Source organism: Huintestinicola butyrica, from assembly GCF_025567215.1.
GTDB lineage: Bacteria > Bacillota > Clostridia > Oscillospirales > Ruminococcaceae > Huintestinicola > Huintestinicola butyrica.
On record NZ_JAOQKB010000004.1, the window covers coordinates 183,703 to 209,341 of the forward strand.

General features: G+C 48.7%; 29 protein-coding genes and 1 tRNA gene. 8 read left to right on the top strand and 22 right to left on the bottom strand.

Annotated features, from left to right (window positions below; all coding sequences use genetic code 11):
- Positions 1-110: 110 nt before the first annotated feature.
- The 21 genes from OCV68_RS06385 to OCV68_RS06485 all read right to left on the bottom strand — a co-directional run bounded on the left by OCV68_RS06385 (position 111) and on the right by OCV68_RS06485 (position 14,855).
- Positions 111-545 (bottom strand): phage holin family protein, encoded by a 435-nt coding sequence (locus OCV68_RS06385; protein ID WP_262571532.1) that lies wholly within the window; start codon positions 543-545, stop codon positions 111-113.
- 17 nt (positions 546-562) lie between these two features.
- Complete coding sequence (locus tag OCV68_RS06390; protein WP_262571534.1) at positions 563-1,312, bottom strand: hypothetical protein; 750 nt, start codon at positions 1,310-1,312, stop codon at positions 563-565.
- Positions 1,309-2,592 (bottom strand): hypothetical protein, encoded by a 1,284-nt coding sequence (locus tag OCV68_RS06395; protein ID WP_262571536.1) that lies wholly within the window; start codon positions 2,590-2,592, stop codon positions 1,309-1,311. Before OCV68_RS06395 ends, OCV68_RS06390 begins: the two co-directional genes overlap by 4 nt.
- Positions 2,561-2,836: a hypothetical protein gene (locus tag OCV68_RS06400; RefSeq protein WP_262571538.1), complete on the bottom strand. Its 276-nt coding sequence runs from the start codon at positions 2,834-2,836 to the stop codon at positions 2,561-2,563. The genes OCV68_RS06395 and OCV68_RS06400 overlap by 32 nt, the downstream gene beginning before the upstream one ends.
- A 113-nt stretch (positions 2,837-2,949) precedes the next feature.
- On the bottom strand, positions 2,950-3,372 hold the full coding sequence (locus OCV68_RS06405; protein ID WP_262571539.1) for a hypothetical protein: 423 nt from the start codon (positions 3,370-3,372) through the stop codon (positions 2,950-2,952).
- The gene (locus tag OCV68_RS06410; protein ID WP_022475214.1) at positions 3,369-3,704 is read right to left on the bottom strand and encodes a hypothetical protein; all 336 of its coding nucleotides are present in this window, start codon (positions 3,702-3,704) and stop codon (positions 3,369-3,371) included. Before OCV68_RS06410 ends, OCV68_RS06405 begins: the two co-directional genes overlap by 4 nt.
- Complete coding sequence (locus OCV68_RS06415; protein WP_262571541.1) at positions 3,701-4,051, bottom strand: minor capsid protein; 351 nt, start codon at positions 4,049-4,051, stop codon at positions 3,701-3,703. Before OCV68_RS06415 ends, OCV68_RS06410 begins: the two co-directional genes overlap by 4 nt.
- A gap of 1 nt (position 4,052) precedes the next feature.
- A complete protein-coding gene (locus tag OCV68_RS06420; protein ID WP_262571543.1) occupies positions 4,053-4,382 on the bottom strand; it encodes a head-tail connector protein in 330 nt (109 codons plus the stop codon).
- Positions 4,383-4,641: 259 nt separating this feature from the next.
- Positions 4,642-5,514, bottom strand: coding sequence for a hypothetical protein (locus OCV68_RS06425; RefSeq protein ID WP_022475217.1), 873 nt, complete (start codon positions 5,512-5,514; stop codon positions 4,642-4,644).
- Between the two features lie 45 nt (positions 5,515-5,559).
- Positions 5,560-5,961: a hypothetical protein gene (locus tag OCV68_RS06430; RefSeq protein WP_262571544.1), complete on the bottom strand. Its 402-nt coding sequence runs from the start codon at positions 5,959-5,961 to the stop codon at positions 5,560-5,562.
- Positions 5,958-7,136, bottom strand: coding sequence for a phage portal protein (locus OCV68_RS06435; protein WP_262571546.1), 1,179 nt, complete (start codon positions 7,134-7,136; stop codon positions 5,958-5,960). Before OCV68_RS06435 ends, OCV68_RS06430 begins: the two co-directional genes overlap by 4 nt.
- The gene (locus tag OCV68_RS06440) at positions 7,066-7,311 is read right to left on the bottom strand and encodes a hypothetical protein (RefSeq protein WP_262571548.1); all 246 of its coding nucleotides are present in this window, start codon (positions 7,309-7,311) and stop codon (positions 7,066-7,068) included. The genes OCV68_RS06435 and OCV68_RS06440 overlap by 71 nt, the downstream gene beginning before the upstream one ends.
- A gap of 15 nt (positions 7,312-7,326) precedes the next feature.
- Entirely contained in the window at positions 7,327-8,559 is a 1,233-nt protein-coding gene (locus OCV68_RS06445) for a PBSX family phage terminase large subunit (RefSeq protein WP_262571550.1), read from the bottom strand.
- Positions 8,546-8,875, bottom strand: coding sequence for a terminase small subunit (locus OCV68_RS06450; protein ID WP_022475221.1), 330 nt, complete (start codon positions 8,873-8,875; stop codon positions 8,546-8,548). The genes OCV68_RS06445 and OCV68_RS06450 overlap by 14 nt, the downstream gene beginning before the upstream one ends.
- 39 nt (positions 8,876-8,914) lie before the next feature.
- Complete coding sequence (locus tag OCV68_RS06455) at positions 8,915-9,103, bottom strand: hypothetical protein (RefSeq protein ID WP_262571555.1); 189 nt, start codon at positions 9,101-9,103, stop codon at positions 8,915-8,917.
- 336 nt (positions 9,104-9,439) lie between these two features.
- Positions 9,440-10,669, bottom strand: coding sequence for a peptidase U32 family protein (locus tag OCV68_RS06460; RefSeq protein ID WP_262571557.1), 1,230 nt, complete (start codon positions 10,667-10,669; stop codon positions 9,440-9,442).
- A 17-nt stretch (positions 10,670-10,686) separates the two neighbouring features.
- Complete coding sequence (mltG, locus tag OCV68_RS06465) at positions 10,687-12,069, bottom strand: endolytic transglycosylase MltG (RefSeq protein ID WP_262571558.1); 1,383 nt, start codon at positions 12,067-12,069, stop codon at positions 10,687-10,689.
- Between the two features lie 3 nt (positions 12,070-12,072).
- Positions 12,073-12,732, bottom strand: a complete 660-nt coding sequence (locus OCV68_RS06470; RefSeq protein WP_147622060.1) for a 5-formyltetrahydrofolate cyclo-ligase — start codon at positions 12,730-12,732, stop codon at positions 12,073-12,075.
- Positions 12,720-13,262 (bottom strand): DJ-1 family glyoxalase III, encoded by a 543-nt coding sequence (locus OCV68_RS06475; protein WP_022475226.1) that lies wholly within the window; start codon positions 13,260-13,262, stop codon positions 12,720-12,722. The genes OCV68_RS06470 and OCV68_RS06475 overlap by 13 nt, the downstream gene beginning before the upstream one ends.
- Before the next feature lie 26 nt (positions 13,263-13,288).
- Positions 13,289-14,173: a DUF2156 domain-containing protein gene (locus tag OCV68_RS06480; protein ID WP_262571561.1), complete on the bottom strand. Its 885-nt coding sequence runs from the start codon at positions 14,171-14,173 to the stop codon at positions 13,289-13,291.
- Positions 14,166-14,855 carry a dTMP kinase gene (locus OCV68_RS06485; RefSeq protein WP_262571563.1) on the bottom strand — a complete coding sequence of 230 codons (690 nt, stop codon included), beginning with the start codon at positions 14,853-14,855 and terminating at the stop codon, positions 14,166-14,168. The genes OCV68_RS06480 and OCV68_RS06485 overlap by 8 nt, the downstream gene beginning before the upstream one ends.
- A gap of 271 nt (positions 14,856-15,126) precedes the next feature.
- Here OCV68_RS06485 and OCV68_RS06490 point away from each other — a divergent pair, with 271 nt between their 5' ends.
- The 3 genes from OCV68_RS06490 to OCV68_RS06500 all read left to right on the top strand — a co-directional run bounded on the left by OCV68_RS06490 (position 15,127) and on the right by OCV68_RS06500 (position 19,032).
- Positions 15,127-16,800, top strand: coding sequence for an EpsG family protein (locus tag OCV68_RS06490; protein ID WP_262571565.1), 1,674 nt, complete (start codon positions 15,127-15,129; stop codon positions 16,798-16,800).
- A gap of 368 nt (positions 16,801-17,168) precedes the next feature.
- Positions 17,169-18,539, top strand: coding sequence for a polysaccharide deacetylase family protein (locus OCV68_RS06495; RefSeq protein ID WP_262571567.1), 1,371 nt, complete (start codon positions 17,169-17,171; stop codon positions 18,537-18,539).
- 247 nt (positions 18,540-18,786) lie between these two features.
- On the top strand, positions 18,787-19,032 hold the full coding sequence (locus tag OCV68_RS06500; RefSeq protein WP_147622065.1) for a hypothetical protein: 246 nt from the start codon (positions 18,787-18,789) through the stop codon (positions 19,030-19,032).
- An 8-nt stretch (positions 19,033-19,040) separates the two neighbouring features.
- Here OCV68_RS06500 and OCV68_RS06505 read toward each other — a convergent pair whose 3' ends face one another.
- A complete protein-coding gene (locus OCV68_RS06505) occupies positions 19,041-20,015 on the bottom strand; it encodes a carbohydrate kinase family protein (protein ID WP_262571569.1) in 975 nt (324 codons plus the stop codon).
- 175 nt (positions 20,016-20,190) lie between these two features.
- On the opposite strand from OCV68_RS06505, the gene OCV68_RS06510 reads away from it, so the two are divergent.
- The 5 genes from OCV68_RS06510 (at position 20,191) to OCV68_RS06530 (ending at position 25,638) form a co-directional block, all read left to right on the top strand.
- A complete protein-coding gene (locus OCV68_RS06510; RefSeq protein ID WP_262571571.1) occupies positions 20,191-21,714 on the top strand; it encodes a spore germination protein in 1,524 nt (507 codons plus the stop codon).
- A complete protein-coding gene (locus OCV68_RS06515; protein WP_262571573.1) occupies positions 21,707-22,741 on the top strand; it encodes a hypothetical protein in 1,035 nt (344 codons plus the stop codon). The genes OCV68_RS06510 and OCV68_RS06515 overlap by 8 nt, the downstream gene beginning before the upstream one ends.
- Positions 22,738-23,676 (top strand): Ger(x)C family spore germination protein, encoded by a 939-nt coding sequence (locus OCV68_RS06520; protein ID WP_262571575.1) that lies wholly within the window; start codon positions 22,738-22,740, stop codon positions 23,674-23,676. Before OCV68_RS06515 ends, OCV68_RS06520 begins: the two co-directional genes overlap by 4 nt.
- A gap of 98 nt (positions 23,677-23,774) precedes the next feature.
- Positions 23,775-23,851 (top strand) — tRNA-Pro (locus tag OCV68_RS06525).
- Between the two features lie 377 nt (positions 23,852-24,228).
- Positions 24,229-25,638, top strand: coding sequence for an ATP-binding protein (locus OCV68_RS06530; RefSeq protein ID WP_262571577.1), 1,410 nt, complete (start codon positions 24,229-24,231; stop codon positions 25,636-25,638).
- Position 25,639: the final 1 nt, after the last annotated feature.

The window sequence follows — 25,639 nt, forward strand, 5'->3', positions numbered from 1 at the left end:
CCTTTCTCGTTAAGATTCCTTTATTTTAATATTATATATTATTTTTTCCAATATTTGGGATTATATAACAAAATGTAATAAAAAAAGCTCTTATCCGCCGAAAAACAATGCTATTTTATCTTGTCCTCCGCTTTCCCCTTGATATTCCCCGCAATGGTCATAAGGAACGGCGGCAGAGGCGTTCCTATATCACGTATATTCTCCAGTATGGATATGACCTCGTTTGCGATCAGCCACACCGCCGCCAGCGAGCCTGCAATATACTCCCCTCCGAGCGATATCCCCACATTTTCCGCCGCATATTCCAGCAGTATATCAAGCATTGCCCCCACCGCAATAAGCAGCCACATACATATTTTCTTTGCTATCCCCCGAAACGACCTGTAGGAGCTTACGTTCTCTTTCCTGTACCCTGCCGCACATATGCCCGTTACATAGTCAATGATATTGCAGGCAAAAAGTATCATTGCAGGCACGTAAAGTATCCCCAGCCACGCAGAAAGCGCCGTTCCGATAACGATAAAAAGCTCTTTTATCCTCTTCAAACAAATCCCTCCTTATATTATTGCGATATTATCCAGCTGTCGGTGTAATTTCCCGCACCCACGCTGTTGTGGTCAAAATCACGCCTGTTTCCTGCGGTGTCACGCTCCGAGCCGTCCTCCCAGTATCTTGTAAGGGAGTAATATATCTTCACCACGCCGCTGCCGTATTCTATCCTTGTTATTTTAAAAAGCGGCTGCTTTGTGGTAGCCTTGTTCCAGCCGTAATTTACCGAAAAGCAGCTGCCTGTTTTGCTCTCCCCCGTCAGCAGGTCTTCCATTTTCCAGTGATAGCTCAGAGTATAATAATCCGCCTGAACAGGGTGAGGCGTCATTTCCGTATAAAAGGATATCCGCACCGAATTTCCGTGGTTTGTTACATCCGGTGGCTCTGTTCCCTTAAATGACAGCAGATAGTCATTTGTATTGTCGGTGCTGCCCGATGCAACCGAGTTCGATAACTCCGCCCCGCCCTCGGTGGAGTTATTCCCGCCGCTGCCTGTGGCAAGGTCATACAGATCCTTGTACTTGCTGCTCACATTCACCGGGTCGAAGCCGTCACAGCCGTAGTCAGATGCTATATACACCCCGGGGTCGGAAATGCTCAGCTCATTTATCGCCGCCTGAGAGCTGACATTCACCGTCACCTTTCCAAAGCCGTCATACCCCTCAGGCGGGAGATACTCGCCGTTTTCCGCAACGGAAATATCCGTAAGAACAGGCTCTCTGCTGTCTGCCAGACCCAGCATATACCCCGCCATGAAGCTCATGAGCTTTCCTCCTTTGCAAATGTGATGTCCGTCTTTTTGCCGCCCTCCGACTTAAAGCTCAACACATACACGCTGCCGCCGTACTTTATCTTTTTCACTGTGTCCGATACTGACTGCACATATTCGGGCATGATGCCGTCAAACATCACCCCGTCAAATTGGGTTATCCTGTCCGAAAGCGCCGAAAAGAACCTGCCGCTGCCTGCCCTAAGCTCATCGCCCTCTTCCACAAAGCCGATACCACGCTCGGTCATCACCGTGCAGCCGTATTTTCTTCCCTCTTCTATCCTTTTGCGCAGCTCATAGCCCGTAAGGTCGGTGTAGTTCGACTCGTCCTCGCAGATATCCGCAGCCCTTGCCTCGGCATAAGCTCCCTTGCCCGTAAAATGCACCACTGTCCTTGCGGAGATAAGCCCGCTTTCATGCCCCGTGAATATGAACTCTGTAAGCCCTTCCGGAGCGCCTGTTATAGCTATCCTTCCGCATGAAAAGGAGCGGTAGCTTTTCTGAGCCACAGCGCCGAGAACTGCCGTAACACGAGCTTTGTCCATAAGCCTGCCGCTTATTTTCAGCACATTTCGGAAGCTGTCGCTCTGACCCGCACCGTAAACCTCATTTGTGGCGGTGTTTTTGCAATACACCGCCGTGAAAGGACCTTTTTCCGAATGAAGATACATTTTTTCGCTCCTGCTGTCCTCCATTCCGATGCTGCACGAGGCGGAAAGAAAAGGCGTGAATTTAAGCCTGTTGTCGTTGGAGCAGTAAAAAGCACCCACTGTATTTTCCGCAATGTGCGCCAGAATTTCACGGCATTTCTTTCCGTGAAGCTCCTCAAAATATATCTTGTCCGTGCAGAAGTTACCGCCGCCGAATCCCGCAAAGCCGCACTGGGAAGCCATATCGGCAAGCACCAATGAAAGCACATACGGCTCGTTTGAGCGGTTGTAAAGGCTGTCGTCAAAGTCATTTTCCGTCACTCTCATTCTGTCCATGGCATGGATCTCCAGCAGACCCCCTCTGCGGCTTATGCGACTGATAAAATGCTCCGAAAACTCCAGCGGGTCTTCTCCCCCTGTTTTTACCGTCACAAGGGCGTTTGGCTCAAAGGTAAGGTCGGTTTTGAGCGCAACTATAAGCTCCGACTGCACAATGCCCTTTATCGGCATATTTTCTGCCGTCCTTATAAGCCTTGCGGACTGTATCCTGTCAGCCGTGATAACATTGCCGCCGATGGTTATAACAGGCGGTCTAAAGACCGTCCTCAGGCACAAAAGCCGCATGGAGCTTTACCTGAGCCGTCCAGAACTTTTCTCCCCTGTAAACACGGTCAAGGGAAAGCGAAAAGCCCGAGCACTGAAATTCCCCTGTTTTCTCCGTGGGAGCAGAATATGATACGCTGCATTTTTCCCCAGAAAGAGCTGCCGACAGCGTCGCCGCAGATGTGTCGTCCACGTCCGAAAGCTCAGCGGATATATCCACCTCATAGCCTGTCTTTTCCCTGACCTTTGCGCCGTAAATGTTCACAAACTCGCGCCGTTGTCATACACCGACGATACGGAAATGCTGTACTTGTTTTCGGTGATGAACCTGCTCACATCGGTGCTGCCTATTTTCAGATATATTCCCATAGCCCCTCCTTACATCGAAAGCGTAACATCTATAACGTGCCCGAACAGCTCGCCGTCCGATACTGAGATATCCGTAACACTCATGCCGCATATCATAGGCTCCTGACCGTGCCCCGCATATACACAGCGGAGCTTTGAGCCGTTTTCCGCAGCCTTGACCACCGCTTTCTGCACTGCATTTTCCGAGCAGGCAGCGAATTTTATGCGCACCTTCAGGAAATCCGATACCGCCCGACTGCTCCACCCGTCAACAAAAGTGATGAGCTTTGTTTTTCGTGAAAGTTCGGCGCTTATGCCGTAAACCTTTTCCTTTACCGCCGTAAAATCCGAATATTCGGCAGTCAGCCCCTCAGAAAGGTCAATGCCGAAAACAAAGTCCTCCCCCGCAGAAAATCCGCCGCCTGTCAGTGCCATAGCCTGTCCGACCGTCATTCCCATTCCTCCCCTGCAATAATAATTATCTCTCTTTCAAAGCGGAAGCTCCCGTTAAAGTAAAGCACCCCCGGCGACGGCGCAGATATCCTGTAAATTCCGTCTCCACGATATCCGCAAAGCACATCTGCCGCCGTGTCAAGAGCTTCAAGAGCGGCTTTCCTGTCATCGCCTGCGGAGCAAAGCACCCCACGCATCTCGCAGAGCTGTCCCGCCGCCATTTTCTGCGCCTTGCCGCTTTTAAGCTCAAAGGAAAGCCCCTTGCCCGCCGCCGAACCGCATACCGCTCCGCTTGCGGCGCATATTGCCGAAATTATATTTTCTGTTTTCACACAGCCCCTCCAAGTCCCACTTCAAGATGATGAAGCTCATCGCCGCCGTAAAAATATTTCACCGAGGTTATCTCATATTCTGTGCCGTTGAAAACAACAGTGCCGATAAAATCTTCCCCCATGAACTCAGCGTCCTCCGGGGAGCTGTTGCGGCAGTCATAATAAAGCACACCGCACTTTTTCACATTCCTGCTGTGAATATCCCTCTGAGCCTTGCCGTAAACGCATATCCGCACATTGGAAAGCACCGTCTGCGAAATAAGCTTTCGCTCACCGAACGCACCCTCCTCGGAATAGTTTTTCAGCACACAGGAATGTATGAGCACCTCTTTTGGAATAGGATACATCTTACACCTCCATTCCCCTGTAAAAAAGCCCCGCACAGTCAAGCACAGCCTCCGCCTCGCCGCAGAGATGTGCGGAAAATCTGTCGCCATGTGAACCTCCGCTCACAGAAAAGCTGCCTATCTTCACCGAGGAATATCCCCCGCAGTCCTCTGCCCTGTCAAGGAAATCCGCCTGAACGCATACCGCAGTCCTGAAAGCTTCATCGGCTTCCGATACATCGACCACACACCCTCTCACGACCCTCTCCGCACTTGCAAGCAGCGGAGAAATTTCGCTTTCATCGCCCTTTCCCCCGTAAATATCCCTGTAATACGCAAAATCTACCGCCATAAACACTCCTTTCCAAGGGAGCATAAGCCCCCTTGATGTTTCGATATAAACTAATTGCTAAGCCGAAAATTCAGCAAACTGATTTGCAAATCAAAGTTACCGAGCCACGATTAAAATATTTCTCACATAACCTCCCAATGGGCGGCTGCGGTGACACGCCGCAATCTCTGTGCAAGTCTTTTGCAAACTGCAGTTACCGAGCCACGAATAAAATATTTCTCACATAACCTCCCAATGGGCGGCTGCGGCGACACGCCGCTTAGGTGGTGGAGTAGTGGCAGTAAATGCCCGCAGCCTTGGAGGGATAAACACTGCACAGACCATAGCTGCGATAGCCGTATTTCCAGCTGTCCGCATCGGGATTTGCCGCAGGGGAAATGATCTTGGGTACAGCGTGCTTGGTGAACTGGAGCACCGCTCCCTTGTGAACTATCATAAAGTTGATGTTCTTGCCATCAGTGTCCTTGGCATAGCCGCCGTCAGTCTCCCCCGATGTGGTGCCGTCATTGAGCTTTATCTTGGTGTAAAATCTGGACTGGGGAACAGTCACTATCTTGTCAAAGGAAGCAAGCACCGCACGGGATTTTGTGGTGTCCATGTCGTCGATAAGTCCTTTCAGCACGGGAGTGATGAACAGCACCCTGTCCTCGGAAGGAACCTCCGCCGCATCAAGAGCAGATACCGCAGTTCTCACCGCAGCCACAGCGTCCGCACCTGTGGAAAGCGCCGCAGATGCGGAGCCAATGCCCGTTGTGCCCGCAAAGGAAGCAAAGCGGAAGGCATCAAGCTCAGGCACAGCCTTTGTGCGCACAAACTCCCCCGCAAGGGAACCGAAAGCAATGCTCTGGCTCTCCTCGTTGTCCATAGCATCAACGCTGAACATACGTCCTCTCTCGTAGTTGAACTGAACAGTCTGCCACGAAAGGGAAACATCGCCAGCCACATATCCGCTTGAACGGGAGTAGTCTGCAAGCCCGTCCATGGTGAGCTTGGGAATAACTATCTCGTTGGCATTTGCCCCCTCTCTTGCAAGGGAAGCGTCCGACTCAAGAACAGCAGTTCTCGCATTTTCCTTGTACGCCTCATCAAGAAGCGCAGCGTATTTCTTAGCAAGTGTAATTGTGTTAGCCATAATTTTTACCTTTCCTTTCAAATTTCATTTTGATTTGTCAGTGAATTACTTAAGTCCGAAAGCCCTGCGCAGTACATCATCACCGTTCCCTTCCCTGCGTGACCTTACTCCCGTGGATATCTTCTGACCCGAGCCGCCGAATTTAGATATCCTGCCGAATATATCTCTCGCCGCCTCTTCAAAGCTCACTCCCCCCACAGCACGGGCGGAAGCCGCACAGATAATGTCCTCCGTCAGCTCACGGGGAATGCCCTCCCTCTCGCAGAAAAGCTGATTGCGAAGCTTTGCATTTTCAGCCGTCAGAGCCGCCACCTGCTCTTCAAGGGCATGGATATCAGCTGCGTCAGCAACGTCAGCAACGTCAACATCTCCATTGCCCTCATCGGGAGAGATATCCCCACCCATATTTGTAATTTCATTTACAGACTTCTCGTTTTCTTCATTCATACCTTTTCCTCCTTTTTGATCCTTTCTATCTCAGCCAGTGCGTCCTCCTCCGAGCAGTCCAGCACAGCCATGACCGCCGAAAGCCTGCTTTTAAGCCCCGCCGACACAAGCCTTACGTTCTGGTCGATTATCTCGCCCTTATCCACCGTCTGCCTGTCGGAAAAAGCCACCCTGACGGAAATATCACCCTTTGGTATCTCGCCGCACAGCATTCCGCAGCGGATAATGCTCTTCACCGTGCTTTCGATAAGCTCCGCCGCAAGGCACCTGTTCTGCTGCATTGTGATCTCCGTGCGTGTCTCCATGCTCTTGACCTCAGCCGCCGTTTTAAGTCCGCCCGAGGTGCTGAACGAAAGCGTTCCCGATGAAAGCCCCGTCTGGAAGCAGAGAATATCAAGCAGCGCATTTATAGCGTCAACGTGCTCCGAAACTCTCAGCTCGCAGGTGTTGTCGGATATTTTCAGGTCCTTTTCCTCGTCGCATTTAAGCGCCTGATACACTTCATCGTCCGTGTCGAAATACCTGCTTATCCTGCCCGTGTCGGGGTCAACCACCGTCCTGATGCAAGATGAGGGCACGATTATCCTCTTGCGCCCCAGCACAAACTCCCGTGAGAAGCTGTCAAATGCTATGTCGAGAGCTTTCAGAGTGTCGGTGCAGTTTGCAAAGCAGCTCAGCCCCAGCATGGTCTCATCGGAGAGATTGTTCGCCCCCGCAGGTCGGAAGTACCCGAAAAGCGGCTCGCAGATGTCATACTCCGAATGTTCCGAAAGCCCATCAACCATCGTCTCCACAGGTATCTGCTCCCCAAGATATCCGTCACGGGAGGAAAACAGCGCCCTGTCCGTGAAAATGCCGCTGCCGTCTGCTCCCTGCCGCTCAAAAAGAGTAAACGCCTCGCCGCCTTTGTAAAATCTGCTGCGAAATATGCCCTCCTTTATGCTGCCGCAGAAGCCGCCCACAGGAATAAAGCTGTCCGCCGATATGTAGTCGATGCCAATGTCCCCGTCAATGAAAACCTTGAGCGCACCTCCGCCCAGCGCATAAGCACGGCTGAAAAACGAGGGCATATTTTCCCAGAAGCCGTTGTCCTGGAGCACCCTTTCAACCAGCTCCTGCTGGCGGTGGTCGGCGCAGTAAATATCCGCCTGACTGCTGAACGTAAGCGCCGCCAAGCATGCTCATACGCCGCTCGCCCTTGCCGTAAAGCCCCGAGCGCTTCACATACGCCCAAGGCGGCTCACCCTTGTAAATATCGGCGCAGGCAGCTATCACCGTGCGGTAATATTCCTCTTCGTGGGGAATTTTCGCCTGGGGGAACGCCCTCTGCGCCTCCGAAATTATGCCCAATCACATCATTCCTTTCTATCTCATAACATCAAGGATATCCTTCATTCTCCGCTCCGTGGAATACTCCTGAGCGTCAAGGCTGTCAATGTTCACACTGCCGTCGTCCAGCCGCCTGTCAAGGCTTCCGCCCTCCCACACAGCCTGAGAAAATGCGGCAATAGTGTTCTTGCACTGTGCAAGAATTTTGTAGCGGCCGTCGCTTAAAACAGCATTGTAAAACCTTATTCTCTGGCTTATCTCGCCCTTTCGGGCGTTGTGTATCTCCACAGGCAGCCTTTCACGTATCGCAGCATTCTGCAGTCCTCTTATAAGCACCTGCTCCGCACTGTCGCAGTAAATATCCCTGAGCATGGGATATTTTTTCCTGACCCTTTTAACAAAATCCGCAAAATCACGCTCCAGCTCCGCAGGGGACATTATCCCCTTTCGGTAATACTCCTCCAGAGTGTATATCTGCCTGTACCCCGCCGTGTAGCCCGTCACGTTGAACGCCGTGGCAGAGCCGTTTCCGCCGAAATCCACACCCATGTCCGCCATGATGATGTTCTTTGCCATTTTGCAGATGAATTTCTCAGGGCAGTCCGCAAACTGCCTGTAAATGACCCCCTCAGCATTTTTCCAAAGCCCCAGGATAAAGCGGTCGTAATAAACCGTCCCCGCATATTCCCTTTTCAGCGCCTGAGCAAATCCCTTGGGCAGAGCCGGATTATCGTCAATAGTGAAGCCCGATACCCTTACGCTGCCGCCCGGCACCCCTTTGTCAAGGAATTTCTTGAACCAGTGGGATGGCGACGCAGGGTTGCAGCTGCCGTCAAAAACCGAAGTCTCCCTGTCAAGCCTTGAACCTATCATTCTGAAAACGCCCTCGCTCCATGTGGTTATCTCATCGCCGTAGCAGCAGGAAAGGCTTGACCCCTGGAGCTTGTCCGCATTGCCGCTGCGCCCCGCACCGATAACAAAGCAGTCCCTTCCGAAAAGCCGCACATATCCGCCTCCCTTGACACGCCCCACAAGCTTCTCGCCGTATATCCCACGCATGGGCGAAAGGATATTCCGCTCAACGCTTGCCACCGTGTTGCCCACTATGGCGATCCCACCCCGAGGGTCGCTGATAAATATTCGCTGGGGAATGCGGTAGTAGTCAAGATACGTTTTTCCCGACCGCACTGCCCCCACCGAGATGTTCCAGCGGCAAGGCTCCCTTATGGTAACGCTCAGCACGCTTTTCTGTTTTTCAGTCAGTCCCAAAGCCGTCCTCCCCGAAAAATTTTTTCAGATTTTCCACCGCTTCCTCCTCAGAGATATCGCCGCCGAACACGCCATAGATCTTGCCCAGAAGCTCCAGCGCACGGAGCTTGTCATAAAGCTTCACCTCAATGCCCTTTGTGCCTGCCTTTATGGAAGCCACAGCCTTTGCCGACTGCCTGTTGAGCAGAGCCGTGTCCGTCACCGTCATGACCTGTCCCCTTTCGGGCAGCGTTTCAAGGGAAACGAACTTGGTGAAGTCGGAAAAAGCCACAGCCGCAATCTCCCCGATTATTTTGTCCTTTGATATTTTCCTCAACAGCGCCCTCCTTTCTTGTTGCACTACGCAAATAAGAACTTAAAAATAATTTTCCCATATGTACTCCCTGAGCAAATGTCCGTACTCCGCAAGGAAACCCCTTATGATATTGTCACGCACATTTTCAACAAGCTCTTCAATAAAGCAGTCCAGACACATTCCGAAGCGCTCGCACTCCTCACGCTCCGTACTTTCCTCACACACAGGGCAGTACAAAACCTTTTCCATACGCCTCACCTCCTTATAATTTAGCACTATGCAATTTTAAACTTGCAGTTCTTATTTGCATCTCGCAAAATTATAATACCACACTATCCTGCGATTGTCAATAGCATTGCGCAAAATTCCTGCTGTTTTTTGCAGATTTGTGGAATATATGCAAAAAATGCCGGTACACTTATTGCATTATGCAATTATATTCTAAGCAAAACAAAAAAAGCCGAGCTTCCGCCCGACTTTTTTATACTAATCACCAATAAAACTATAGACAAAAAAATCATCGCATGATCCATATACGCAAGATCATGCTTGATTTTTTGTATAGCTTTTAATTGGAGCTTAGTATTAACTTCTTTTTCTGATAATGGTATGGCAGGGAAAATCAATTCCCGTTGTGTTGGGCATGGAAAACTTCATCGCCGCATGGCAGGTGTTTTCGACCTGATTGCCCTCAGCGTCGGTTATCTCGGTTACTGTGTATTCCACAGGTCTGCACGAGGGAGCAAGTATCTCCAGCTTGTCGCCCAGCAGGAACTTGTTCCTCTGCTCCGCATATATGCGGCCGTTTTCGCACTTATCCACCACAGCGCACACATCATAGGAGCGGATATATCCGCTGTCCTCATAATACTGTCTGCACTCTGAGGGGTGTCCGAAGAAAAATCCTGTGCAGTAGTCACGGTGGCTCACCTTGAATACCTCGTCCCTGATGTAATCGGGGAGCTTGTAGTCATCGGGATGCTCTTTGTACCAGTCAACCGCCATTCTGTAAGCATTTGTTATCACCGAAACATAGTAGGCGGACTTTGCACGTCCCTCTATTTTCAGTGAGGTAACTCCCGCCTTTACCAGCTTGTCGATGTGGTCTATCATGCACATATCCTTGGAATTGAGAATGTAAGTGCCCTTTTCGTCCTCGAAAATTGGGAAATACTGCCCCTCTCGCTTTTCTTCCATGAGATGATATCCCCATCTGCACGGCTGAGCGCACTGACCCCTGTTTGCGTCACGGTTCACAAGGTAAGAGGAAAGCAGGCATCTGCCAGAGAATGACACGCACATAGCACCGTGAACGAATACCTCTATCTCCATATCCGCAGGGGATTTTGCACGTATCTCCGCCACTTCGTCAAGGCTCAGCTCACGGGCAAGCACCACACGCTTTGCGCCCATGTTGTAAAGCTCATTGGCAGTGACATAATTCACAATGCCCGTCTGAGTGGACATATGGATCTCCATATCGGGAGTGTATTTCTTTATCAGGGATAAAAGTCCCAGATCCGCAACGATGGCAGCGTCAACGCCAACCTCGTATGCGTATTTGATGAACCCCTCAAAATAAGGTATCTCATCATTTCTCGGCAGAGTGTTGCAGGTAAGATATACCTTAACGCCCCGTGCATGGCACTTTTCAACGGCACTTTTCAGCGCCGCTTCGTCAAAATTTTTCGGACCTGCCCTCATGCCGAAGGAGGTGCCGCCCAGATAAACAGCGTCGGCACCGAAATCAACAGCAGCTTCAAGCCGTTCCATATCGCCCGCAGGCGCAAGAACTTCGGGAATGAACAAAGACATAATTTCAACCTTTCAAGTTATTCATCGGGATCTGCCACAAGATGAGCCTTTACAAGATTTGCCTCATGCTCATCAAGAGTGGTGGCAAAGAAGAACTCGCCTGTGTCAAGGTCGGAGCAGAAATAGTAGTAGTCAGTCTCTCTGGGATAAAGCACAGCCTGGATAGCCTCGATGCCCGGGTTGCAGATAGCTCCGGGAGGCAGTCCGCCGCCCTTGTAAGTGTCGTAAGCGTCACACATGGACTGGGAATATATCTCCAGATTGGGCTTGATGACCGCTTCCACATAGTTTGTGGTTGGGTCGGACTGGAGCAGCGGGAACTGGTCGGGATTATTAAGTCTGTTGTGGAAAACAGAGGAAACAAGCTTCATATCAATAGAGCTGGAAGCCTCCGCCTGAACTATGGAAGCAAGGGTGATAGTCTCGTCAAGCGTCATGCCCAGATCCTCCATACGTCCGTACATATCGGGAGTTACCTTGTATTCAAAGTTCTTGCAGACCTTTTTCGCCACGTTCTTGGGATCCTCTTCAAGATAGAACTGGTAGGTGTCGGGGAAGAAATAGCCCTCCATCTTGTAGAACTTTTTGGAGCTGGATTTTACCTGCTTTTCAAAATCAAAGCCAAAGGTGGTGGAGTTGAACACACGGATAAATTCGTCCGCATCGCAGACACCTGCGTCCTCCAGCTTTTGGGCAGCGTCAATTAGCCTTATGCCCTCGGGGAACGTGATGTTCACAAACTCTCTGGGGTTGATAGCGTCCTTCTGCAGCGCCTCGATGATGTCGCCGTAGGTCATGTTGGGGTTGAGCTTGTGGCTGCCCGCTATGTAAGTGCCGTCCGCACCCTTGAGCTTGGAATATATGCGGAAGATAACAGGTCTTTCAATGATGCCCTCGCTCTGCAGAATGTTCGCAATAGCTTCCGTGCCTGAGTTTTCGGGTATCTCAACGGAAAATTCCGTGTCGGAGCGGCCCATTCCCAGTATCTCGGAGGAAACAGTGATGACCGCCACCGCACCCAGTACCGCCAGCGAAATTACCAGCGTTACCATGATAAGCGCAAAAATAAGCCTGCCGTGGGTCTTTTTCTTACGCTTGTCCTTTCTGCGCTTTTCCTTTATTTCAAGGCGTGCAGCCTCAGCTTCTTCGTCCTCTTCACCGTTGCCCTCTTCGTCGTCATATATATCCTCATCATCTTCCGCCACGCTGTCGTCTGTCTCATTGTCAGGAGCAGATTTATTGTCTGCTGATGTATCAGCAACTGATGTATCAGCAACTGATGTATCGGCAGCTGATGTATCTGCACTTGACCTGTCAGCAACTTCGGAAGTCTTTTCGGTTTCCTTATCTTCTTCGGGAGTATCGGCAAATTCTGTAACATTGTCCTTTTTTTCGTCCATTTATCATCTTCCTTTCTTCCCGTCTGTTTTATCAGTCCTGCCCTGTTCAGTTTTGCTCTGATCGGAGCATTTTCTCAGATATTTTTCAGTAGCCAGCATATCCGCACAGACATCGAACCTGCCGTGGATAAGCTCGTTGCATGTGCATGAGCAGTAGCACAGCCCCATTTTTACAAGCCTTGGGTGAGCGGAAAGAAACCTGTCATAATATCCCTTACCGTAGCCCAGCCTGTAGCCCTTCATATCAAAGGAAAGCCCGGGGACAATGCACAAAGCCTTTTCAAAGGCATATGCCTTTACGCACTTTTCGGGAGCAGGCTCCAGCACGCCGAAGGTGCCTTTTTCCAGGTCGTCCATGCTTTTGATGAAGTAAAATTCCATGTCCCTTGTGCCGTCAATGCAGCGTGGAACAGCCACACGCTTTTTGTCAGCAAAAGCCTGTTCTATGATCGCCATAGTATCCACTTCAATGGCAGTGGAAACGTAGGTAAGTACAATGTCCGTGTCCCTGTACGCTCCCGATGATACCACGCGCTCAAATATTTTTCTGTCCTTGTCCGCCTTGACCTCGGCTGACATTCCTGTCCTCAGCTGCTTGCATTTGCTGCGCAGTTCGTTTTTGTATTCACGTATGTCCCCCACAGGAGCCGTTACTTTTTCCATATGATATCCCCCGCCAGTTTTTTTGCGGCATTCACGCCGATAAGTGCGCTGATAAGCTCATAGGAAAATTCCAGAGCAGCGCCCGCACCTCTTGCGGTGATGATGTTGCCGTCCCTTACGGCGGGAACACTGAGCACCTGCGCACCTGTAAGAGCGCTCTCAAAGCCGGGGTAGCAAACAACCTTTTTACCGTTAAGAACACCTATGGAGCCAAGCACCGATGGAGCAGCGCAGATAGCGCCCATAAATATCTTGTTGTTGGTGCAGTATGCGATGATCTGAGCAAGCTTTTTGCTGGCAGCAAGGTTCTTTGTGCCCGGCATTCCGCCCGGGAGAACTATCATCTCCAGACCGCCCACACCGGCCTCGTCAATGGTGATATCGCACTCAACGGGAATGTTGTGTGCGCCTCTTACCACTTTGCCCGTAACGCCTACAGTAAGCACTTCCTTACCGCAGCGCCTGAGCATATCAATAGGGGTTATAGCTTCTGTCTCTTCAAAGCCTTCAGCAAGAAATACATATATCATGATCCATTATCCTTTCATTTAAAGATTTATTTGAATATAACAGTGTGTTTTTCGATCATAAACGCAGGGTGATAGGAGCGCTTCGCCTTTCTCAGCCCCTCGATGCCCAGATCTTCCTCACGGTTGATGTAGGAAAATTCCTCCGATGCGGAACGGGCAAACAAATAGTTTATTGCGGGATATGCTCCCTCAACGGAAGCCTCTGCCTTTTCGATGTGAACGCCCAGTGTGTCCGAGTTTATCCGCTCGCCGATGGTAAAGGCAGCCACATTTCCGCCGACCCTCAGCACGCCGCCCGAAAGCCCCAGCGCATGGAAATTCTCAAAATAGGTGTTTATGGCAAACTGCTCGCAGACCTTCGACCTGTCATCGTAAGCGTCGCTGCGGTTGTATGTGCCCACAGCATAGGTGATGCAGTCGTCAAAGTCCTTTTCTGTCAGCGGTTCGTAGGAATATTCACCGTCCAGCAGCTTTTTCAGATGATTTCGCTTGCCGTGGTATTTCTTTCCTTTAAGCTCCGCAAGGTCGGAAGCGTTGTAAACATAGTCCCAGTCGCCCTCGTCGCAGGTTATCTCATAGCTGCCCTCGGGGAAATTTTCTTTGAACACAGGGAACAGGTCGGGAGTTACCGAATCTATCACAAGAGGAGAACCGTTTGCCTCCGCAAACCTCTTCATCTCCCCCAGCACCTCGGCATAATCGCCGCCGCCCGCAGGGAACGTGAAATATATGCCGCCGTCAAATGAGCATGAAATGTAAAAGTCCTTAAATCTTGTTATCCTTGTGTCGTGCATTCTCCGCCACGCCATGTTGTTTGCAAAGCAGTATTCGCAGCCCCGAAAGTCGGATATTTTCAGCAAACTGTCTATCCACGGCTTGTCGGAAAGCTCAATAACCTTAAATTCAAGCATCTGAACCGATAACCTCGCCAATAATATTGAGGAGCATCTGAGTGACTTCCTCCTGAGAATAAATGTGTCCGTCCCCACCGCAGCAGCTTATAACGTCCCAGCCGCATTTTTTTGCAGCATAAAGAGCGCTTTTGCGGCAGGCAGTCATGTAAGCAATGTTGCTCTCGTGGATATCCTTCTTTGACTCATCACCGTGATAACGCTCCGAAAGGCGCTTCTGAGAAAGCTCCACAGGGATATCAAGGATAATAGTCCTGTCAGGACGGGGAAGCCCCAGCTTGTCATACTCATAGTCCTCCAGCCATTCAAGAAAGCCGTCCCATTCATTTTCGGGCAGCTTTGACATCTGGTGGATAGCGTTGGAGCAGACATATCTGCTGGCAAGGATAAGGTCGCCGTTCAGATAATTTTTCTCCCAGCAAAGCTTGTAGCTGGCATATCTGTCGGCAGCGTAAAAAGTAGAAGCGGCATAAGCATTAACGTCCGCAGCGTTCTTGGAAAAATCACCTCTCAAGTACATTTTAACAAGTGTGGCGGAGGGCATATCATAATCGGGGAAGCTGATGCCCTTAACGCTGAGCTTGGGGGAAAGGATCCCCAGCAGGCGGTCAAACTGAGTAGATTTGCCGCTGCCGTCCAGCCCGTCGATAACGATAAGCCTGCCGTGTGTGTTGTGATCCATTATAAAAGCATCCTTTACTAAATAAGCGATAATAACATAAAGGTATTATATCACATTTTTCGGATAAGTACAACACATTCGGACAATTTTCTCACGGAATTTCGGAAGCATGAGCTAAGGAAAAATCAGCAGCGCCAAAAAGGCGCAGGTACGAACAAATCAACATTTCTATTTTATAAATTTCCACCAAACGCTCTCCCTCATAAATCATTGACGTAATGCCAACAATATGTTATAATCAAAGCACTGAACATTGAAAGGACAGAGTAAAATGGCTGTTTATTATATCCTGATGGCGCTTATACTGGGACTGGCTTATCCCATGTGCATAAGAAAGCCGTCAAAAAAGAAAAATATCATCTACATCGCCGTGGTTTTCGGATATATGTTCGTTATGTCCTCGCTGAGATACGGGCTGGGAAACGACTACTTCAACTACCGCACATATCTCCATAGCGTTATGGATAACGGACTTTCCGTAATTGATACTGTCCGCACCACAGGCATAGAACCCGGGTATGTGCTGCTGCTGAAGCTTACGGGTCTGCTGGGCGGAGACTATCTTATCCTCAACACCCTTACCGCCCTGCTCATACTGGTGCCAACCGCATATATCATCATAAAATACAGCAAAATGCCATGGATATCCGCATGGCTGTACCTGACCGTAACATTCTTCTATAACTCACTGAATTTTACCAGACAAAGCCTTTCCGTGGCGGTCATATTCCTGGGGTGGCGGTTCTTCCGTGACCGAAAGCATATTCCCGCTGTGCTGATAATACTTGCGGCGGCAATGTTCCATGTGTCGGCGCTGATATTGCTTCCCGTGTATTTCCTGTCGCTCATAAAGCCTTCCGCCAAAAGCCTCGGCATAATCGGCGGAGCGGGCGTGCTGGCGTTTATCTTTTCAAGGCAGATACTTTCCTTTGTCACAACCTATATCCTGCCCCGATACGCAAAATACATGGACACCATCTACCTGAGAGTGGGTCTGTCATGGGTGTTCCTGCTTATCCCGGCACTGATGATGATACTCACCCTCGCCGCATATTTCACAGGCTGGAAGGACAAGGCTCCCGAAGCGCAGATGCTTGCAAATTTCAGCTTCTATAACTTCTTTATCTGGCTTTTTATCGTGAAGCATTTCATCATCGAGCGCTTTACAATGCCCATATACATCTTTATCCTGCTGGCGATCCCCGAAATCCTGGACTGCTGGAAGAGCTGCCGACTTGCACCCGATAAGAAAGTGAGCGGCATAAAGGACACGATCTACACGCTCAGCAAGGGCGGAAAGCGCATCGCTCCTGCAGCAGCGGCACTGGTGATAGTATCCACGCTTGCCTATAATCAGTTCTGCGTTGGCGAGGGCGTTCACGGCGTTTTCCCATACAGGTCGATCTTTGTGCCCGTAAGCGGACTTACCGACAAAATGCTGGAGACCGATTACCGTGCGCTTTACAACAACGCCGACTTTATGCAGTTTCTTGGGCTTGCTAACAAAGGCAATTACACAATAGTCGCCAGCGTCAACGGCGATACAGGCGATATGCTGGAATTTCAGTACAGGCATCTGCTGAAAAAGCTGGGCTTTGAAACTGATTTCCGCACCCTTGACGGAAAGAGCTACATCGGTGTGGTCAGCGGAGGAAAAGCAGTTTTCGAGAAAACAGGCGATGAACAGCTTACCGAAAATCTAAGCCTTTACGGAGGAAAAATATCCGTCACCATAACCAGCGGCGGAGCTGTCACAGGCCAGCCTGTGGCAAGGATAATCGCAGACGGAAAGGAATATGCCCCCAACGGCAGCGGCATAAACTTTGCGGTGTTTGACAACAAGCTTCAGAAGATAGTGGCGGCGCAGTCCTATGATACATCGGTATATACCTACACTTACAAGGGCACTGACGCTTTTTATGGGGAGATACTGATAGAGGAGTAAGGAAAATATGTGCCATAGTGGCACAGGAGAATGTCGGCTTGCAAAGGGATTTTGCAGATAAACATTTTTTACCACTGAGGCTACAGCGCCCAAATGGCTCTGCCCTCAGCGGACTTTCTAAACTCTTTACCTCGCTTTTTCTTTTTTCCCTTTGTGGTCGTTTTTAGTCTGATTTTGTCTTATGACTTTTCTATTTTTACCAACATCTTCTTATACTAAGCACCAATTAAAAACTATACAAAAAATTGAGCATAATCTTGCGTATATGGATTATGCGATGATTTTTTGTCTATAGTTTTATTGGTGATTAGTATTATTGACTGCTTTAGGAAAATCCCCTATAATTATTATCGGAAGGAAGGATATGCTTGAATAAAAAAATAACAGCTGCTGTGCTTGCGGCAGCCATGCTCACCGCCTGCGGTGCAAAGGACGAAGCCGTTCCCGCAGCAAATTACATTGCGGTCTATGAGGAAGCTACTCAGCCTACCGAAACTTCCGAGGTCTCCGAAACCATTCCCGAGATCGAGATAACTCCTCTGACCCCAGAAAACGGCTTCACATATCTGCAAAACACTCTTTTTATCGGCGACGGCGTTTGCAGCATCATATCCGAAAGCGGACTTCTTCCCGAAGAACAGGTGATATCCTTTGACGGTGCCTTTGCGGACGAGCTTCCCGATCTGTCGGAACAGCTCTCATCGCCAAAGCCTTACATATATCTTTGGTTCGGCGACAAGTCTGTTGCCGATGAAAAAACTCCCGAGGAATACGGCGCTGCCATTCTGGCTCTGGCGGAAAATATCCGCACTGTATGCCCCGAAAGCATGGTGCTTGCCATGAGCTATCCCCCTTTGCCTGAGGAATACGGCGGCAAGTCGGACGAGCTGAACGAAATGCTTCATATGTACATACGCTCCACTCCCGATGAATATGTTATCTACCGCAATTTTTCCTATGCTGCCGAAAATGCGGACGGATATCTTGCTCCCGAATACGGCACGGAAGAGATAAACGCTGCGGGAATTTCCGCCATGCTGAACGCTGTTGAGCATGACCGTTTTTACAGCGATATGACCTCTGACAGCGACGAAAAATACGAGGATATAACCGCTTCACGCCCCGAATACACCGTCACTGACGGCAAGGTGGCATATCTCACCTTTGATGACGGTCCCTCAAAATATACTCCGCAGATACTTGATATCCTCCGTGAAAATGACATTAAGGCGACGTTTTTTATCACTGGATGGTGCATTGACGGCAAAGAGCACATCTTAAAGCAGGTGGCAGATGAAGGCCACACCATCGCACTCCACAGCTATTCCCATGATTATGACAAGATATACGCCTCGAGACGTGCATGGCTGGATGATTTTGCCAAGGTTTACGGCAAGGTATATGCGGTAACGGGGCAGAAGCCGTGGGCGTTCCGCTTCCCGGGCGGCAGCTATAATTCCTACAACCGTGACACCGCCGACGGCATAATTGCCGAGATGCAGAAGCGAGGCTTTGCCTATTACGACTGGAACGCAGCCACTGCCGATGCTTCAAGCTCCGCCACCTATGACAGCTGCATGGATTATCTGCAAAACAGCATTGATTCCGACCATGAGGTTGTTCTTATGCACGATTCGCTGGAGCTGACCCCTCAGTATCTTCAGGACGTTATTGACTACATCAAAGGCGAGGGATATTCTTTCGAGACCATTGATACAGCCGATGAAGTACATTTTTGATTTTTATATTGGTACAAGCCATTGTCTGAAAAATCGGCAATGGCTTGTGTTTTTTATTATGGGCTGAAAAAGGAGTAAAAAAGCGGTTTGTTTGTATTGAGTATATGCTTATCAAAATTAAAAAGTTAATTTGTCCGTGCCTGCGCCTTACGGCGGAAACCAAATTCGACGTTCCTGACGGAACATCTCTTGGTTTCAAGCCGCCTGCATGATATAGTTTTAAGATGATTTGAGAAGTTAAGTTTATATGCAAGGTTTTGAATTCACTGTGCAGGCGGCTTTAGGACTTTTAAATTTGTCGGCTGTTGTTTTAAGTGCTTTTGCCGTCGGCAAAAAGATTTCGCTGCTTGCGAGCAGCGACCAGAAGGCTCTGCCCTCCTGTGGACTTCCTAAACCCTTTACCTTGTTCTTATTTGTGCTGACCCCTTCTTTTGTCTTTCGCTCTCTTATATGTAAAAAGCCATTGTCCGTTTTTGGACAATGGCTTTTATAATGCTTATATCATTCATCTTTTAAAGGCTGAGCCTTGATAAGCGCCTCGATATCGCTCTTTTCGGGCATTGCGGGAATAGCTCCCTGCTTTGATGCGCAAAGCGCTCCGCAGGCGTTGGAGAACATCGCCATTTCCTTTATATCGTCGCTGTCAAGCTCTTCAATGCTCTTTCCGGTTTCAAGGAACTTATAAAGGAACGCTCCGAAAAATCCGTCTCCCGAGCCCAGTGTATCGACCGTCTTTGTCTTATATGCGGGGAACCTGTTTATTCCCTTTGGCGTTGCGATTATGCAGCCCTTTGCTCCCTGTGTTACACATATTATCTTAACGCCCATCTGCAAAAGCTTTGCCACTCCCGGGATAAGCGCTCCGCTGTCGCTGAGCAGCTGAAGCTCCAGCTCCGACACCTTTACTATATCCGCATACTGGGCTGCGCTGCGCATAGTGCGTATGGCAGATTCCTTATTTTCCCAGAGGTGCGGTCTCCAGTTGGGGTCATAGGTAACTATTTTTTCCTGCATCTTTGCATATTCCACTGCGTTGACCGTAGCCGTTCTTGAAGGCTCATCTGTAAGTGAAAGTGAGCCGAAATGGAATATCCTGCAGCTGTCGATAAGCTGCCTGTTCACCTCACCGTACCGCAGATTAAGGTCTGCGCTGGTCTGGCTGCTGCGGTAGAAAACAAAGTCACGGTCGCCGTCGGCGCTGTTGCGCACAAATGCAAGTGTAGTGGAATAGTTCGGGTCAAGGATAAGTCCGCTTGTATCCACCTTGTGCCTTGTAAGCACTTCTTTAAGGTAAAAGCCGAACATATCACGGCCTATTTTTCCTATAAATCCAGTCTTTGCGCCCAGCTTTGCAGCCATGCACATAACGTTTGCAGGCGCACCGCCTGCGTTCTGCTTGTAAAAAGTGTCCCCGTTCTCGCCGCTGACATAAGTAAAATCCACCAGCAGCTCTCCTATACTAACGATATCAGACATAATTACCTCCCATTATCCGAGCATATATTCATCATTCTTTTTTACTAATTATATCACCTGTCACTGCCGTATTTTAACAAAATTTGTTGCCTGATTACTAATTATTTGTTAAGATGAATAAGACAAAATTTCCAAGGAAAAATATAGGTATATTATCTCTTTGGAGGACGGCAGAATGAAGATACCCAATACCTATGAATTTGAAAATGTTCCCATAGAAAAAAGCCTTGACGCTAACCTTGAAAATATTAAAAGGATACTCGGCAATACCGCCGACCTGCTCATAAGCCCCATAACCGTTTCGGGCGTGCGTGCGGCGGTCATATGCTTTGAGGGAATGGTCTCGGGCTTCAACACGGCTCAGGTGGTGGTAAAGCCCCTGATGAGGGTAGATATCCCCGACTGCACCTCCGAAAAGCTTTACAGCCATGTAAAAGAGAATATGATACTCTCCGTTGACACCACGGAAACGGACAAATACGGCGATGTTATCCGCACCGTGATGAGCGGCTTTGTTATCCTGCTCATAGACAATATCCCCTCGGCAATGTGCTTCGGCATACAGGGCTATTCGGTCAGAGGGATAGACGAGCCCTCCTCCGAGGGAAATATCATGGGCTCCCACGAGGGCTTTGTGGAAACGGTAAGAACAAATATGTCACTGGTGCGCAGGCGCATAAAATCCCCCGTCCTGCAGTTCAAGCTTTTCCCCATATCCCCCCGCAGCAAAACGGACGTTGTTGTGTGCTATATGGCAGACCGAGTGCCCAAAGCCCTTGTGGACAGCATTTGTCACAAGCTCAAAGATCTTGACCTTGAAACAATACTTGGCAGCGGATATGTCACTCCCTTTCTTGACAGCGGTGCGCCCTCGGTCTTTTCGGGGCTAAGCACCACCGAGCGCCCCGACGTGATGTGCGCCAAAATACTGGAGGGACGTGTGGGCGTGATGATAGAAGGCACGCCCTTTGCAATAGTTATCCCCGCCATGTTCACCGAAAATTTTCAGACACTTGATGACTATAACTTCCGCCCCTATTACGCCACATTCCTGCGATATATCAGGTATATCGCATTCTTTCTTGCTGTGTTCTTCCCCGGCATATACGTGGCAGCGGCGCTTTTTCACCCGGAGATGTTCAACAGCCGCCTGCTGATGAACCTTGCCGCCGCCGAGGAAGCCGCTCCCCTGAACCTTATGTGGGAAGCACTTATAACCCTGATATTCTACGAGATAATACGTGAAGCGGGAGTCCGCCTGCCCAAAAGCGTGGGCGGAGCAGTCTCCATAGTCGGCGGACTTATCATAGGCGATGCGGCAGTCTCCGCAGGCATAATCTCCAACCCCATGCTGCTGGTGTGCGCCATTTCCGTGACCGCCTCATTCGTTATCCCCTCCCTTGACCAGCAGGTAACAGTGTTCAGGCTGGCGGCAGTGGTGCTGGGGGGCTTTGCGGGACTGTACGGCATCGCTCTCCTGACCGCATTTTTGCTGGCAAACATCTGTGCCGACGAAAATTACGGCCTGCCCGTAATGGCACCCGTCTCCCCCTTTACACGAAAAGCAATGGGCGATGTGGCAGTGCGCCTTGGCTTCAGGCGAATGGGCAAGCGTGGCTTTACCGTTGAAAAGCTGAACGGTGCGGATATAAGGTCCGCCGCAGAACGTGAAGAAAGCGGTGATAAACACAATGGATAACAGATATATAGGAGCAGGTCAGGCGGCGGTGATAATGGCAGCCCTTGGCGTTTTCGGACTGATAATATCCGATTTTACGGACACGGGAGCCATGCTCTCAAACGCCGTCTCGGCAGTCATTCTCATCACCCTTGCCCTTATCCCGCCGGTGATACTCATAAAGGACGGCAGCGGAAGCGTACCGCAGATAGCTGTAATGCGTACAGGCTTTATCGGCAGGCTCATTTCCGTTCTCTACAGCATATTTTTCATTTCCGCAGCGGCGGATTTTATCGCAAAATACTCCGTTTTCGTCTCCGAAAGATATTTTGAAGCAAGCGCCGCAGTGTGCGCAGTTTTTCTCGGCTTAATATGCGGGTACATCTCCCACACAGGGGCGGAAACCGTCAGCCGAATGAGCACCGTCCTTATCTTCATGCTCATATTGACAGGCGCAGCATATGTAATAAGCGGCTTCGGTGATATCATCTCCTACGACTATGCAAAGATAGTTCCCGAAACCATATCCCTCTCAGGAGGACTTGAGGGCATATTCCCCGTCGCCGCAGCAGGAGCGGCAGCCCTGTGCATACTCAGCGGAGGGCTTGGCGAACGTACCCGGGCAGGCGTTTTCGGCGGAGCAGCGGCAATGCTCATCGCCCTTTCGCTGGTAATAATCGGCGTGTGGGCAGTGCTGGACGACTTTGTTTTTGCCTCAGACTATCCCATGGCGGACGCAGTTATCTACGCCTCACGCCAAATGAGCTTCCGCCCCGACGGAGCATTTTTCATGCTCTGGACAATTATCGCCGCAGCGGTATCCTCCCTTATGTGCGCCTGCGCAGGCCATTCCCTTACCGCCGCCGTGCCAAAGTTCAGGTGGTGGGGCATACTGACGGCAGCCCTCGCCCTCATCGGCGCCGAAGCGGAGCTGTGGGGAATAAGCGTAGGAAGCATCTACCGCTCCCCCGTCTGCGCATTTATCCTTGTGGGAGCGATCCCCTTGGCGCTTATATTCACACCCGAAAAAAGGAGGAAAGCAAGGTGAAAAAGCTATTTTGCGCAGCCGCAGCCCTGTTCATGGCGCTGACCATGACCTCATGCAGCGCAGTCCAGGTAAACGAAAGAATGTTCGTTCAGCTCATGGGCATATCGGAAACGAACGGACTGTATGAGCTGACCGTTCAGGTATATAACAGCACCGACAGCGAGGATTCAGACCCACAATACAAAGCGCTGAGCGGCAGCGGCAGGAGCATAAGCGAGGCAGCGGACATGATAATGCGAAACAGCGGCAGGCAACTTTTTTTCGGTCACTGCACCGCCATATACGCAAATGAAAGCATAATTCGTGACAGCGGCAAACTGAAAGCACTGGCAGGCGAGCGCATATCCGCAGGCTGCCCCGTTTTCTTCACTCATACCCCAAAGGAAGCCGTTTCAGCCGTAAGCGCCGACGAACTGTCAGGCATCGTCAGCCATTACCAAAGCGAAGGTCTGGCAGAACGAGCCGACCTTAAAACCGTCACCGCCGCCGCCAAAAACAATACCATCGCCATAATACCCATGTGGGACGATAAAATATGCGGCTCGGCAATAATCATGCCAAACAGCACTTCGGAGCTGAATATATCCGAGACCGCCGCCCTTGACCTTATGCGCAGCGCAAAGGGCATACGCCTGAGCGTGCTGGGCGGCAGCATGACCCTCGGAGAAGCCGAAGGCTCCGTCTATTATCAAAGCAAGGAAAACGGCGGTGAATACGTCATAGATATGTCCCTCAAGTGCCGTATAGACGAAACCGGCAGCTCTGCCAATGCCGAAGAATACGCCCATGAAGCGGAGCGGATTATCTCCCTTTCCTCGGAAGAGATATGCAGGCGTGGGTTAAGCGAGGGCTTTCTTTCCGTTATCCTCCCCCAAAGCCACACCTCCGAGGAAAACATCACCTTTGCGGTAAATGTAACGGCAGAGGTGTCATAGCATTCCGCATGAGCTTTCATAAGCAAAGCACACCTCTGCAATTTTTTTCAAAAAAGGCTTTACAAACCCTGCCCGATATGATATAATATTCATATTGCCGAGGTGTGGCTCAGTTTGGTAGAGCGCTTCGTTCGGGACGAAGAGGCCGTGGGTTCGAGTCCCGTCACCTCGACCAATAAAAACAGCCCCTTAAACCGCTATAATGCGTGGTTTAAGGGGCTGTTTATTTTTAATATTTGCTTGTATGCTTTGCTCAAAACAGTGCTTTTTTGCTCACTTTTTTGCAAAGATGGGTGTCAAAATGGGTGTCAAAATATATGCAGGTGTGTCTATTTTTTATTGTTGTACTATTTTACACCATTACGCATATCTTATTAGAAGAATTATCAATGCGATTGTACTTACTTGCATATACAAATGATGCTCTATCACGCTTATGCAATGTGATGTATAATACATTATAAATGTTATATAATAAGAGCAATCAGCTAATAGTATTATTCCCCTTGACAATTATTGTTTTTATGATATAATAAAAAAAATGATTGATTTATGGCAATATTTTTTTATGTGGTGAAAAATATGAATATTAAAGTACGCAATTTTGGAAAAATCTCATCTGCTAATATAGATGTGAGTAACTTTTCGATATTTGTAGGAGAAAATAATTCTGGTAAATCTTATTTAATGCAACTAATTTATGGCGTGATTTTTTCATTTTCAAATGACAAGAAATTTACTGAAGCATTACAAGATTTTGAAGAAATTAATATTTCAGAAAATCCTATAAGTATAGATTCCTCTGATAAAGGATTTCTGCTCAGCCTGCAAGATTGTATCAATATGTTTCTTTACAACAATAAGGATAGAATTATTAAAGAGATATTCCATACCAAAAAATTGAAGATTGAAGAATTGAGTATAGAATTAAATGATTTAATATTTAATTATACATTAAGCTATGAAGGCTTATCTCCAGTAGTTGAAAAAGATAACAGTCAACATTTTGAAACGTACAAAATCACAAGAAGTGATAGCAAAACACTGACAATAAGATTTTTTGAAAGTTATCCCAAGTCACTCATTGAGGGAACTATCAAGCAAGAACTTTTATCTTTTATTTTATCAGATAATATTGGAGTACAGATAAATAGCAATCGAAAAGCCGAAAATAATTCAATTATTTATTTGCCAGCATCCAGATCAGGTATTATGTTGTTATATGCTAATTATTTAGCAAATGATTTAAGAAATAATGAAACTACCAGCGACGTAGTATTTGCAGAAGATGAAAAGGATGAAGTAGAAAACGAATATGGGCTTACTGAACCCGTATATAATTTTCTTATGTTTTTATTAAAGCATAAAGCTAGTGAATTGGCTTCAAAAGGAAATAAAAAAATATTATCTTTTATCACTAATAACATAATTAACGGAAATCTCACCAAAGTCGGTAATTCTATGGTATATACACCTAATGGTTCTGAGGATACCCTTCCTATTTATCTATCCTCATCACTAGTATCAGAACTAGCCCCAATATGTCAAGTTCTAACCAGTAGTATACGTCCAAATATGATATTATATGATGAAATTGACACTTGTCAACATCCAACAAAGCAATTACAGTTAGCGCGTCTTTTAATAAGAATGGTAAATGCTGGTTATAAAATGATCGTAAGTACCCATAGCGATACCATGGTTGCAGCAATCAATAATCTTATCACAATGTCTGCCAAAAATAACAAATACGACTTAGCATTAAAATTAGGATATGACAATGATGACATTCTTAATAATACAAATGTTCACGCTTATCAATTTATCATAAAACAAGGCAAAACCATAGTAGAAGAAATACCAAACAATATTTTACTTGGAATCGGCTTTGATTTTTCTTTGTTTAACAGTACTAATGACAAAATATATCAGGACGCTATAAAATTAGCTGAGGAAGATTAAC